At 68.0% G+C, this 12,056-nt stretch carries 10 protein-coding genes; 6 read left to right on the top strand and 4 right to left on the bottom strand.

The window, feature by feature from the left end; translation table 11 throughout:
• Positions 1–234: 234 nt before the first annotated feature.
• Complete coding sequence (locus tag QOM21_RS01295; RefSeq protein ID WP_407547632.1) at positions 235–537, bottom strand: helix-turn-helix transcriptional regulator; 303 nt, start codon at positions 535–537, stop codon at positions 235–237.
• A gap of 65 nt (positions 538–602) precedes the next feature.
• Here QOM21_RS01295 and map point away from each other — a divergent pair, with 65 nt between their 5' ends.
• Both map and QOM21_RS01285 read left to right on the top strand, forming a co-directional pair.
• Positions 603–1,385: a type I methionyl aminopeptidase gene (gene map / locus QOM21_RS01290; RefSeq protein ID WP_407547631.1), complete on the top strand. Its 783-nt coding sequence runs from the start codon at positions 603–605 to the stop codon at positions 1,383–1,385.
• A 276-nt stretch (positions 1,386–1,661) separates the two neighbouring features.
• Positions 1,662–2,018 carry a hypothetical protein gene (locus QOM21_RS01285; RefSeq protein ID WP_407547630.1) on the top strand — a complete coding sequence of 119 codons (357 nt, stop codon included), beginning with the start codon at positions 1,662–1,664 and terminating at the stop codon, positions 2,016–2,018.
• Positions 2,019–2,336: 318 nt separating this feature from the next.
• Here QOM21_RS01285 and QOM21_RS01280 read toward each other — a convergent pair whose 3' ends face one another.
• Positions 2,337–3,041 (bottom strand): TetR/AcrR family transcriptional regulator, encoded by a 705-nt coding sequence (locus QOM21_RS01280; protein ID WP_407547629.1) that lies wholly within the window; start codon positions 3,039–3,041, stop codon positions 2,337–2,339.
• 78 nt (positions 3,042–3,119) lie between these two features.
• Between QOM21_RS01280 and QOM21_RS01275 the strand changes: the two genes are divergently transcribed.
• Positions 3,120–4,757, top strand: a complete 1,638-nt coding sequence (locus tag QOM21_RS01275) for a monooxygenase (RefSeq protein WP_407547628.1) — start codon at positions 3,120–3,122, stop codon at positions 4,755–4,757.
• Between the two features lie 83 nt (positions 4,758–4,840).
• On the opposite strand, the gene QOM21_RS01270 is transcribed toward QOM21_RS01275, so the two are convergent.
• The gene (locus QOM21_RS01270; RefSeq protein WP_407547627.1) at positions 4,841–5,416 is read right to left on the bottom strand and encodes a CGNR zinc finger domain-containing protein; all 576 of its coding nucleotides are present in this window, start codon (positions 5,414–5,416) and stop codon (positions 4,841–4,843) included.
• Between the two features lie 101 nt (positions 5,417–5,517).
• Here QOM21_RS01270 and QOM21_RS01265 point away from each other — a divergent pair, with 101 nt between their 5' ends.
• On the top strand, positions 5,518–6,690 hold the full coding sequence (locus QOM21_RS01265; protein WP_407547626.1) for an epoxide hydrolase family protein: 1,173 nt from the start codon (positions 5,518–5,520) through the stop codon (positions 6,688–6,690).
• Positions 6,691–6,731: 41 nt separating this feature from the next.
• On the opposite strand, the gene QOM21_RS01260 is transcribed toward QOM21_RS01265, so the two are convergent.
• Entirely contained in the window at positions 6,732–7,976 is a 1,245-nt protein-coding gene (locus tag QOM21_RS01260; RefSeq protein ID WP_407547625.1) for a winged helix DNA-binding domain-containing protein, read from the bottom strand.
• 1,033 nt (positions 7,977–9,009) lie between these two features.
• Here QOM21_RS01260 and QOM21_RS01255 point away from each other — a divergent pair.
• Together QOM21_RS01255 and QOM21_RS01250 are read left to right on the top strand one after the other, a co-directional pair.
• The gene (locus QOM21_RS01255) at positions 9,010–10,641 is read left to right on the top strand and encodes an SPFH domain-containing protein (RefSeq protein ID WP_407547624.1); all 1,632 of its coding nucleotides are present in this window, start codon (positions 9,010–9,012) and stop codon (positions 10,639–10,641) included.
• A complete protein-coding gene (locus QOM21_RS01250) occupies positions 10,638–11,942 on the top strand; it encodes an SPFH domain-containing protein (RefSeq protein ID WP_407547623.1) in 1,305 nt (434 codons plus the stop codon). The genes QOM21_RS01255 and QOM21_RS01250 overlap by 4 nt, the downstream gene beginning before the upstream one ends.
• Positions 11,943–12,056 lie beyond the last annotated feature (114 nt).

The raw sequence follows: 12,056 nt of genomic DNA, 5'->3' as shown, positions 1-12,056 counted from the left end.
CCGACTTCCCCGCCGCGCGCCCGTTAACGCTCTCGCCGGTCTCACCACGGCCCTCCCGAGACGGCCACTTCCGGCACAGGATCCGGATTCCATGGGGGATGGGATGGATCCCCCTGGGGGCATGTGGGAATGGCCAGGTCGTCGCTGCCGCCGGCGTGGGTGCGGCCGCAAGATGGTGGGTCACCAGCATCGATGATGATGCGCTCTTCGCCGCGGCTGCTGTGGGACGGAGGTTTACGCGGTCAGCTGCTCACGTGCGCCGTGATCAGCGTTCGCCGGTCCCATGCCGCTGTCGGACCGGCTGATCTCGGCCCACACCGCGTCGAGGGAGAGGTCGAGGACATCGGCGATCGCCGCGATGGTCGGGAAGGCGGGGGTGGCCACGCGGCCCGACTCGATCTTCCTGAGTGTCTCCGGTGAGACGCGTGCGTCGAGCGCAACCTCAAGCATCGAGCGTTCTCCTCGGGCCCGACGCAGGAGGGCGCCGAGGCGCTGGCCGCGTGCGACCTCTGCGGGAGTGAGCGGCAGTCTGACCATGGCGCCCATTCTAATACCGGTATAGTTTGACCGGTATAGTTGTTGGTCCATGAGGAAAGTGGCACATGATCGAGATCCTGAACCCCGCCCTGCTGGCCCGGGCGAAAGACACAGGCGCCCTGGTCGCAGACATCCTGCAGACACTGAAGGGCCGGAGTGCGATCGGCACGAATCTCCTGGACATCGACCGGTGGGCCAAGGCGATGATCGCCGAGGCGGAGGCGCAGTCCTGCTACGTCGACTACGCGCCATCCTTCGGGCGCGGCCCGTTCGGCCACTACATCTGCACCGCCGTCAACGATGCCGTGCTCCACGGGCGGCCCTACGACTACACGCTCGCCGACGGCGATCTGCTCACACTTGACCTTGCCGTCTCCAGGTACGGAGTCGCTGCGGACGCGGCCATCAGCTTCGTCGTAGGAAACGCGCAGCCCTCGGAGAGCCTCGCGATGATCAGGGCAACCGAACGCGCACTGGCCGCAGGCATCGCCGCCGCCGGACCCGGAGCTCGTATCGGCGACATCTCCCACGCCATCGGAACAGTCCTCAGCCAGGCCGGATACGAGATCAACACCGAATTCGGAGGCCATGGCATCGGGTCAACGATGCACCAGGATCCGCACGTTGGGAACACCGGACGGCCCGGCCGTGGATACAGACTGCGCCCCGGTCTGCTGCTGGCACTGGAGCCGTGGGTCATGGCGGACACCGCCGAACTCGTCACCGACGCCGACGGGTGGACGCTCCGAAGCGCGACGGGCTGCCGGACGGCACACAGCGAGCACACGATCGCCATCAATGAGGACGGAGCCGAGATCCTCACGTTGCCGAAGTCGTCGCGGCCGTAAGGCTGAAACCTCCGCGCTCTCTTCCCATTGCGGTGGGACACTGTGAGGGCTCTTGGGCTGGGCCTATGGGCGTGCCTCCAGCACCGCCGAGGCCCGGCAGCGGATTCGCAGTGAGGGCTGCGACAAGTTGGGGCATCCGGCCAGGGGAGGGGACGCGGGGATGGGTTATGAATTGCAGGCTGTGATCGCCAACGACGAGGTGCTCCGTGGCGCTTCACAGGAATTTCCCGAGGCTCGGGTGGTCTCTCTCTCGGTCAGGGCTTGTCGCTGATGCCGATGACGGACCAGCTCTTCGATGCTGCGACGGACGGCACCGAGGGCCCGCTGGGGTTCTGGAGGCTGCCAGGAGGATTCGACAAGCATCTCGCGAACTGGTCAGCAGGCGGCGGCCTGGTGGCCTACGTGGAAGCCGAGTACTTCGGCGGTGTCGGCGAGCAGCATGCTGCCGTCTGGGCGGACGGCGCCGTCGCGCTGGGACCACTTCACCTCTCGGAGGGACGGCCGCCCTCATCCGTCGGCAGCCCGATCTCGCAGGCTCTCCGGAGGCTGGGAGCGTCGGCGGTTGCGGCCAACGACGAGTTCGCCTCCGTGGGACTGGATCGTCATCGGCGCACCGAGGGCTGGGCGCCTTGACCTCTCGTTTCGCACCTCCTCACGAGCGTTGAGCGGAGCCGGCTGGCCCTCTGCAAGCCAGGCCGCAGAGTGTCTCAAGGGGGCGAGAGCCTGGAACTCACGACATGCGGGACATGCGACGTGAGGAAACCGGGGATGGCGTCGTTCTGGGCCGGCAAGCGGGTACACCTGCGCGGTATCGAGCCGGACGACTGGGCAGCCGTCGGGTGAGTGCATGGGTCAGCCGGCCTTGGCGAATCCTTCGGTCCGGGCTTGAGCCCTGAGCGATCCGCCGACCCGTTCTCCAGCATCCGCTCCTCACAACTGGCCACGCGTACGTCAATCGCCGCTCCCCGAGGGCGTGGCGCCGGGCCCCATCGCGCGCAGTCCGTCGATGAGCAGCGCGAGCCCGAATTCGAAGTGGGCAGTGAAGTCCGTGCTGGTGAACACCGGCAACGCGGCTGCGAGGTGGGGATGTCGCTCCGGTGTCACCGCGGCGCGCAGTCGGTCGGGGTCCGCCGGCCCGTCGCCCGCGACCTGGCTTGCGGCCTGCTCCTCCAGGGTGTGGCCGATGGTGAAGTTGACGAGCGTGAGGGCGGCACGGGCCGCGTCGCCGGAAGTGAAGCCCGCCTCCCGGAGCACGCCGACGAGGGTGTCGGCGAAGCCGAGGGTGTGGTCTCCGGTGGAGTGCGTACCGGCGTAGACGCGGGCACCGTCACGGCGGCTGAGGAGTGCCGTACGCATCCGGCGGGCCAGTTCGGCCAGGCGCACGCTCCAGTCCGGGGACGAGAGCGGCCGGGTGAGGCAGTCGGCGAGCAGTGTTTCGGCCAACGCGGTGAGCAGCTCGTGCTTGGTCGCGAAGTAGCGGTACAGCGCGCCGGCCCGTACGTCCATGGCCTCGGCCAGCCGCCGCATGGTGAGGGCATCGAGCCCGACCTCGTCCAGCAGTGCCAAGGCGGCCTCGACGGTGCGTGCCTGGTCCAGTTTCGGGGGACGGCCCCGTGTCGCGGCGGCGGGGGAGCGAGGGGTTGACGCGGAACTCATGGACCTCACTATAGTGAACAACGTTCACGTGAACATCGTTCATTAAATGGTGAGCAGTAACACGACCGGAGGCCACTCATGAATGCCGTCAGGGATCTCACCGCCGATACCGGCACCCGTCCCGACACCGATGCCGAGGTGATCGTGGTGGGCGCGGGCCCGACCGGACTGCTGCTCGGTGCCGAACTGGCGCTGTCCGGCGTGCGCGTCCAGATCATCGAACGGCGCGCAGCGGCCCAGCGGGATTCACGGGCGCTGACGCTGCACCCGCGCAGTATCGAGCTGATGGACCAACGGGGCCTGGTCGAACGGTTCCTGGCCCGCGGTCGTCCCGTACCGGGGTGGCACTTCGCGGGACTGGACACCCTCCTGGACTTCAGCGCGCTGGACACCCGGCACGGCTACACCCTGTTCCTCGCCCAGGCGCGCACCGAGCAGCTGCTGGAGGAGCGCGCGAGGGAACTCGATGTCGCGATCCGGCGCGGGCACGAGGTCGTCGGGCTGCGCCAGGACGCCGGGGGCGACGCGGGCGATGGGAGTTCCGGCGCGGACAGTGTCGAGGTGGATGTCCGTGGGCCCGACGGCGTAGTGGAGACCGTACGCGCACAGTATGTGGTCGGGTGCGACGGCGGCCGGAGCGTGGTGCGACGGGCCGCCGGGATCGGCTTTCCGGGTACCGACGAGACGCTGAGCGGTGCGCTGGGCGATTTCGTGACGGTCGACCCGGCGGCCCTCGACCGCGCGCGGGCTCATGGCGTACTGGCCGTACCGCTGGAGCCGGAGGACGCGGACACGGACGATCCGGCAGCCGGCGGGACGGGCGGCCTCACCCGGATCGTCCTCATCGATCCACAGCGGATGCGGACACCGGCCGCCGAGCCGTTGACGCTCGACGAGTTCCGGTCCTCCCTGGTGCGGATCTGCGGCACCGACTGCGGGGTGGCGGGGGCGCGCTGGCTGTCGCGGTTCGGCAACGCGACCCGCCTCGCGGCCCGTTACCGCTCCGGACGCGTCCTGCTGGCGGGAGACGCCGCCCATATCCACTTCCCGGCTGCCGGTCAGGGCCTGAACACCGGACTCCAGGACGCCATGAACCTGGGCTGGAAGCTCGCCGCCGAGATCAACGGCTGGGCGCCGCCGGGTCTGCTCGACAGCTACCACGCCGAGCGGTATCCGGTCGGACAGGCGGTCACGGAGAACACCGAGGTCCAGACACTACTGGCGGAGCTGCCCCTGCTGCCCTCCTATCAGCGGCCGGCCGCCGCGCTGCGCAAGCTGATGACCGGGCTGCTGGGCATCGAGGAGGTCAACCGCCGCCTGGCCGGGCTGGTTTCCGCGCTCGACACCGGCTATCCGCCCGCCGACGACCAGGCACACCCGTTGGCGGGACGGCGGATGCCCGATATCGCGCTCACGGCGGTCGGATCGGCGGCGGTCCGATTCTACGAACTCCTGCCGCACGGCCGATTCGTCCTGCTGGGCCTCGCGGGGCACGACGACGGGATGGCGCGGGCCGTCGACACGGGTTGGGGGCGACGGGTGGCCACCTTCACCGTCACCACGCACGACTCCCGCACCGACCTCGACGGGGTGCAGGAAATCCTCGTCCGCCCCGACGGCCATGTCGCCTGGGCCACCCGCACCACGACCGTGCAAACCCGCCGCGCCGAACGGGCCCAAGCACTGGCCCGCTGGGCAGGACTCCCCGCGGGGTGAGTGCGCGTCCCCGCATCAGTAGCGTCGTGGGGCGGCGCCCGAATGGCGCATGGGCGAGCCGCCGCGTGACTGTGTTGTGCGGATCAATCAGCTGATCTGGTGTTTTTGCGCTGGTTGGCGTTGAAGCGGGCCTTCTTTTGACGATTCCCGCACGTGTTCATGTCGCACCATTTGCGGGTGCGGCTCTGGCTGGTGTCGAAGAAGGCGGCTTGGCAGGTTGGTGATGCGCACAAGGCCAATTTTCCGTCTCGTTCGCCCGCGATGATGCTGATCGCGTCGGCGGCGATCACGCTGAGGGCATCTTCCACGCAGGAGGCCGAGCTGAGCCGCCATCGCCGCTTGCCCTCGGGCGTCAGGATCGCCGCGGCCCGGCCCTGAGCGCTGCGGTCATTGATGACTTGGACCGCAGGCGCGGGGAGAGCGTCCTGGATCGCGGCCGCTGTCGCGGCGGCGTGAATGGACTCTCTCAGTTCCCGAGCGAGGTCGAGCTGGGCAGTGGTGCAGGAGTCCACGGCGAGGCCGTTCACTGCTAGCCAGTCGACGAGTCGCTGTGGCGTGGGAATGCGCTCCACGGCGTCGCCATGACGCTCCGACAGAGTCCCCGTGAAGCTGGTCGCCAGCACGTTACCGAGGCGGAAGTCAGGAAATCCAGCACGCATGGAACCACCTTAGCTGGTTGCATGCCGACATGAAGGCACGGTAGAACCGTCATAGCCGGTTCGCACCGGCTATGACGGTTCCACGATGGCCAGGAGGTCTCATGCCCCGCCCCACCAGCGATGTGCAAGCGTTCGAAGCTCACGCAACTGACGCTGACCTCGACGATCTGCGCGCGCGACTGGCCGCGGCGCGACTGCCGGAGGCTGAGACGGTCTACCGCGCCGGGCCCGACCCTCGCCGGTGGGAACAGGGCGTTCCGCTCGCCGACCTCGTCGACGTCGTGAACTATTGGCGCACCGGGTACAACTGGCGGTCGTTCGAGGAGCGCCTTAACCGCATCGGCCAGTTCCGCACGATCATCGATGATCTGGGAATCCACTTCCTGCACCGCCGATCCGCGCGAGCGGATGCCACTCCTCTGGTCTTGACGCACGGTTGGCCGGACAGCATTGTCCGGTTCATTGATGTAGTGGACGAGTTGGCAGATCCGAAAGACGCGGACGCGCCGGCGTTCCACGTCGTGGTCCCGTCGCTACCGGGCTTTGGTTACAGCGACAAGCCGGCCACTACCGGGTGGGGAACCGAAAAGATCGCGGCCGCATGGGTGGAACTGATGGGAAGGCTCGGCTACAGCAAGTTCGCAGCCCACGGCGGCGACTGGGGAGGGAATATCACCACGGTTATCGGCGGCAGGTTCCCCGCGCACGTTCTCGGCATCCACACAACGTTCGCGGAGGGGCCGCCCGGGTTGCCAACGGACGGGCTGACGGCGGTCGAGCGCGAGTGGGCCGAGGAGACCCGTGATTTCTGGAGCCACCGCGCGGGTTACGCGAAGCAGCAGGCGGCTCGGCCGCAGACCATCGGCTACTCTCTCGTCGACTCACCGGTTGGGCTTCTGGCCTGGATCCTTGACAAGTTCGCCGAGTGGTCAGACACCGAAGACAGCCCGTTCGAGACGATTTCCATGGACAGGGTTCTTGACGACGTCACCCTGTATTGGCTGACGCGGACCGGCGCATCGGCGGCCCGCATCTACTACGAGAGCCACAACTCGCTCGATCCCGAACTTCGGGTCGACGTCCCGTCAGCACTCACCATGTATCCCCGCGACGTCGAGAAGTGTCCGCGCCCCTGGGCGCAGGAGCGGTACCGACAGATCGTCCGATGGAGGGTGCCCGAAAACGGGGGACATTTCGCGGCGATGGAGGTCCCCGAGTATTTCGTCAAGGACCTGCAAGAGGGCCTCGCGGCAGTTCTGGCCGCTGGTCGGTGAACGCGGCTGGGTGCCGGCACTCGATCATCGCCTGATCCGGCTCAAGGCGCTGCCCGACGGCTGCCAGACCGGTCCTCGAACTCGACCTGTACCGCCGCCGCGCCGCGCAGCTCGGCCACGTGGTCGGCCTCCTCGTGCAGGCGCTTGCGGAGTTCGGTTCTCAGCGGCCGAAACGTCTTGACCGTCAACGTCAGCTTGCTACCTCTTTTGCGGGGCCGCCACATACCGGCGATCGCACCGTCGGTAAGCACCGCGCCGGGCTCGCCGACCGGCTTCCACAGCACGCGATGGTGCTGCTTTTCGAGGATGGTTTCCCGGTCGCGCATTTGCGTGTACGGGTCGCGCGGCGGCAGCAGTCGCACCCCGCGCGTTTCAGGTGGCGACTGCAGCGTGTCCAGATCGTCGGCGAGGATCCATGCCTGGCTGCCACCGGCTTCGACCGGCATCAGCTCGTCCTCCAGCAAGTTCCACCACGGGTCGACGTCGCCGGTACGAACACCGACCCAGGCGGCGAAGTTCTTACGGGTGGACGGGCCGTAGCACCGCAGATAGCGACGCAGCAGAGCGGCGCGGGCGCTGTCGGGATCCGTCTGCGGCAGGGGGCTGCCCAGCCATTCCTCAAGAAGGACGAAAGGTGCCTTGTTTCCGCTGCGCGGTGCGATGCAGACGATGCCACGCAGCGCCAGCATCCGCATACAGAAGTGCACGACCCCCTCGCCCAGTGTCTGCTGTGCGTCGTAGGGGCCGCTCGCCTGCCAGGTATTGCGTTGACGGGGTGGCAGGTCATCCGCAATGCGCTCGGCCAGTTCTTTGCCGAGTTCGTTGATTCCCAGTTGCCGCCCCGACAGCACGGCTCCGATCCCGGCGGAGGCCATGTCGACCGCCTCGTCCAGACCCATCCCGAGTCCCTTCAGCGCCTGCTCGACGCCGAAGATCAGATGGAGCCGGGCCGTCTCGGTGGCAGGCAGGACACCTGTGGTGAAGACAGGCGCGTCGACGGTCGGGAAGTAGAATGGCGACCCGCGCATGCACCAGGTCTGCAGAAGGCTCTTCTCTTCGCCGATGAGGTGGCCGCAGCCGCCTTGGGTTACGCCCTCGACGCGGGCGTGCAGCGCGAGCAGTGCCGAACCCGGCGGACTGTTCTGAATTCCGCACGCACCCGCCACCTCGTTCAGCGCGTCGGACGATTGACGGTTTGTGAGGTTGTGCGCGTGTAGTCGAAACGCGATGACGTCGCTGGTTCGCACCTTGGCGGCAGTGCCGCCACTGCTCTTACGGGCTGCCACTGATTGCCTCCCATGACGGATTCGATTGTGCCGGAAGAATGCGCACACGGGTCGGATCTCCTGCCGGCCGCGCCAACGGCCCGGCCGAGGCCCGGGGCGGCCCGTGGTTCGCTGCGGACCGATGGAAAGACGCCGGCCGTCCTGTACAGCTCACTAGGCGCGGAATCCCAAATGATTGTTTGGGGCGCGGCTTCTTCCTAAGCGAGGGGCCACTGTCGGCGTCTCCCCGACGGCGGTCGTCATGAACTGGATGCCTTTGGGTACACGAGGAAAATGGTCCACCGCAGTGCCACTGCACCGATTCCACCCTGTACCGAGTCAGAAGGGCCCGTGTGGGCAGGGTGGATCTACTTCGGCCTGGCAGCGCTGGCCGCTGCCCAGCTACTGGCGATCGTGCTGCACCCGGGTGCCGACGACCCGGCTCTGTTCCCCAGCCTCGTTGGAGTGATCGCGTTCCCTGCACTCGGGACACGTTCGTTTCTGCGTGCCCGCCGGAGCCGACCCCGTACCGCCCGGAGGGTCAGGGAACCTGCCTCATGTTCGCGCCGGAAGCTCCAGACACCGCTGTGATGCGCCCTGGGGGAGAAGGGCAGGGCGCACCAGGGGCGGGAAATGGAGTTCGGGGGCGGCCACCCGCGCTCACCTGCTCCCTGTTCTGGCGAGGACGCGCATGCACCGGCCTGGCCGCCCTCGACGGCGGCACGGTCTGCTCGCTTTCGGTCTGATACCGGATGGTCCCGTCGCCTGTTGTCGTCCATGTCGGGGTGTTGGCGATCGCTCCGCCAGGGTGGGGGAGAGCTCCGCCGGCAGGGTGGGGGAGTGCTCCTCGACGACGTCGCTGTCGATGGGGTCGCCGGTGGTGATGAAAGGGTCCGCGAAGAACGTGAGGGCGGGCCGTACACCCGCCGCGTTCCGCCCACGAGGCATGCGATGTGATGGAGGTGGCGCTTTATGCGCAGCCGATCGCACACGTAGAGATCCAAAAGGGGGATTTGTGGCAGGGAGCCAGAGCGTGCGGAGATTCGCACGGGCGGTGTCCGAAAACGAGGAACTGCGGGGACTGGCCGAGGAGGAGCTGCGACGCCGCAGCGGACTCAAGGCCGGCACGTCGGCGGAGGAGTCCGGCGACGCGGGCACCTCGCGTGAGGCGAGGGAGTCGCAAGTCGACGGTATGGACCCCGCCGACTTCCCTGCCGCCCGGGAACAGGGCGGCAGCATCGACACGATCATGACGCAGCAGACCGTACCGCTGGATGAGGCACGGGAGGTGCTCAACCGCAGTGAGCAGCGGCGCGAAGGCGGGCAGAAGGTCCATGCGATCTGCCCGATGGTCATTCCGCGCGGCCGTTCGTTCCTGAGCATGCTGCCGGTGTTGCTGCTGTTGGTCTTGGGAGTGGTGGGCAGCGCCGTCGTCGCCGCGACAGGCGCCGGCGCGTTCACTCATCCGCTTTTCGGGATCCACTACTGGGTGCTGTCGGTGGCGGCGGTCGCCTTCGTGTGGTGGCGGCAGGGCATGGTGATGGTGCCGGACGGCTGCCAGGCGCTGATCACCCGTTTCGGGAAGCTGGAACAGGTGGTCGGTCCGGGCCGGGTGATCCTGCTCAACCCGTGGAAGCGGGTGTCGTACATCATCAACACCACCCGCGAATACCCCTTCAACGCGCCGGTGCGTGAGGCCCCGACCAAGGGCGGGGTGAAGGCTTCCATCGACCTGTTCATCCAGTTCCGGATCAGCGACCCGGTGGAGTTCGTCTACACGCTCGGTGCGGTGCGCGGCTTCGAGGAGAAGCTGAGCAATGCGGTCAGCGAAACGATCCGCAGCCTCATCTATGAGCAGGAGGCCGCGGGGATCTACGACATGGTGGGCGAGGACACCGGTCGGCTGCTGGAGCAGCTGAACCAGCAGTTCCGGCCCGCGGTGGAGCTGACGAACGCCAACATCACGCATGCCGAGCCCTCCGACCGTGCGTATCGCATGGACTTGGCAGCACCGGAAATGGTGCGGGTGGCCAAGGACGCCTATACCCATGAGTACGCGCTGCACCTGCGCAAGGAGCAGGACGAGGGTGACCTGACCAAGGAGCTGGCCTCCCGCCAGGAGACGCTCTCCGCGATCATGGCCGATATCGCGCAGTACCAGGCGCAGATGGATACGGCCGAGGAGCGGGAGACCAACCGCGCCGAGGCGCTGGCCCGGCAGCGGTATGTGCAGGCCGAGTCGGAAGCCAAGGCCAATGCGGCGCTGCTGGAGGCGCAGGCGCTGGACATCCGCGCGGTGACAGCGGCCGAGGCACCGGAGATTCTGGAGTACCGCTATCAGCAGCAGGTACTGGACACGCTGGAAGAGGTCGCGGACCATCTGCCCCGGCTCGTGCGGATCGGTGGCTCGTCCGGCACCGACGGTGCTGCTGGGGTGGACTTCCTGGCGCTCGCACGGGAGTTGGTCGGCGAGCGGGGCGCGGAGCTGTTCTCGGAGGAGGACATGGCCGCCGTGCGTGCACGTCTGGCGGAGGTCGGCGACCGGATCTCCGGGCGCGAGGAAGAGATCGCCGCTCTGCTGGAGGCCGAACGGCCGACCGTACCCGCCGTCGTCGGGCACGCAGAACCGGAGCAGGCACCGGCAACACCTGAGCACGAGAACGAAGCCGAGGGGGACGGGCAGTGAGCACCGCACGCGACCGCAGGTCGGTCATCTCCGAGGAGGTGGCCCCGTGGAGTGAGATCCGCCAGCTGCTGCGCGGCGGGGAGGCGGGCAAGCTGATTCCCGTCATCATCCCTCGCCAGCACCGCAGGCTGTGGTGGTTGCTGCTGCTGTGGCTCGGGGCGTTCGCGCTGCTGACCGGTCTCATGCTGAACATCGGCGGATCGGACGGCGCGGTCGGCGCCGCCTCCGGCGCACTGGCCGCCCTCAGCTACGTCTGCGGGGCGCTCCTGGTGTTCGCCGGTCTGCTGTGGTGGTGGCGCTCGTCCATCGCCGAGATCGAGCAGGGTACCAACGGCGTCCTCACCCGCTACGGCGCGGTGACCCGCACCCTGGACCCCGGCCGGCACTACCTGTGGCACCCGTGGTCACGCGTCGACTTCGTGGTGGACACCGCCACCGAGATCCCCTACTCCGCCCCCGTGGTCGCCTGCCCCACCCACGAGAACGTGCCGCTCCGGTCGATCGAGTTCTTCCTGAAGTTCAAGATCACCGATGCGGTGTTGTTCGTACGGACCATTGGGGCGGGCAACTTCGACCTGGTGCTGTCCAGCGCGGTGCAGGACGCCATCCGGCAGCGAGGCCGTCAGGTGAAGACCGAGCGCGCCTACGACCTGCGCGGCTCGGACGTCGCCGATATGCAGGAGCTGCTCAATCGCCAGCTCTCCCGCTACGGAGTGCGCATCACGGGCTCCAACATCCCCGACGTTCAGCTGCCCGCCCAGTACCAGCAGCACCTCGCCACCCGGGAACGGGTCGCCAAGGAACGGACCGCCTACGAGCAGGAGTGGGGCCTGACCCGTAAGCGCCGCATCGACAGTCTGCAGATGGACATCGAGCGGGCGAAGAAGGTGCGCGACGCGCGCATCGTCGAGGTGAAGGCCGCACTCAACAAGGCCCGTGAGGCGGTGGCCCAGCTCCTGGAGGAGCAGGAGACCAACGCACAGAAGGTCCGCTTCGAGATCGAGACCCGCGGCCGCAGCGGACTGATCTCCGCCGAGAACGAGGCCCGCGCCCAGCGCCGCCTCGCACAGGCGTACCGCGACAACCGCGTGGTGCTCCAGTACGAACTGGCCCGCCGGCGACTGGAAGTCGGTGCGATCCTCGCAGGCAAGGCCCCGCAGCCGGTCGTCGTCCGCACCGACGGCACCGGAACCGGCACCGACACCTCGGCGCTCTCCACGCTGCTCGCCGCTCAGCTGCTGCCGCGGCTGAATGCCTTGCCGCCTGTGAATGCCCCTCGTCGGTCGGCGGGGGACGAGTAGTCATCACCGTGGCGGGGGCCGGTGAGGACATCCAGCGGTTGTTCTCACCGGCCCCCGCCTACAGGGATCCGGCCGGCTCGTCGTTGAAACTGGCCTGCACCGTAGTGGCCGGCA

It is taken from the genome of Streptomyces sp. Pv4-95, assembly GCF_045782725.1.
Taxonomy (GTDB): domain Bacteria; phylum Actinomycetota; class Actinomycetes; order Streptomycetales; family Streptomycetaceae; genus Streptomyces.
Note: the sequence above shows the minus strand (reverse complement) of the source record. Positions and strands in the feature narration are given on the sequence as shown.

Coding starts and splice junctions, on each gene's coding strand:
- QOM21_RS01270 (WP_407547627.1), bottom strand. CDS start 5,416: ATGCGTGCTGGATTTCCTGACTTCCGCCTCGGTAACGTGCTGGCGACC.
- map (WP_407547631.1), top strand. CDS start 603: ATGATCGAGATCCTGAACCCCGCCCTGCTGGCCCGGGCGAAAGACACA.
- QOM21_RS01295 (WP_407547632.1), bottom strand. CDS start 537: ATGGTCAGACTGCCGCTCACTCCCGCAGAGGTCGCACGCGGCCAGCGC.
- QOM21_RS01285 (WP_407547630.1), top strand. CDS start 1,662: ATGACGGACCAGCTCTTCGATGCTGCGACGGACGGCACCGAGGGCCCG.
- QOM21_RS01275 (WP_407547628.1), top strand. CDS start 3,120: ATGAATGCCGTCAGGGATCTCACCGCCGATACCGGCACCCGTCCCGAC.
- QOM21_RS01280 (WP_407547629.1), bottom strand. CDS start 3,041: ATGAGTTCCGCGTCAACCCCTCGCTCCCCCGCCGCCGCGACACGGGGC.
- QOM21_RS01265 (WP_407547626.1), top strand. CDS start 5,518: ATGCCCCGCCCCACCAGCGATGTGCAAGCGTTCGAAGCTCACGCAACT.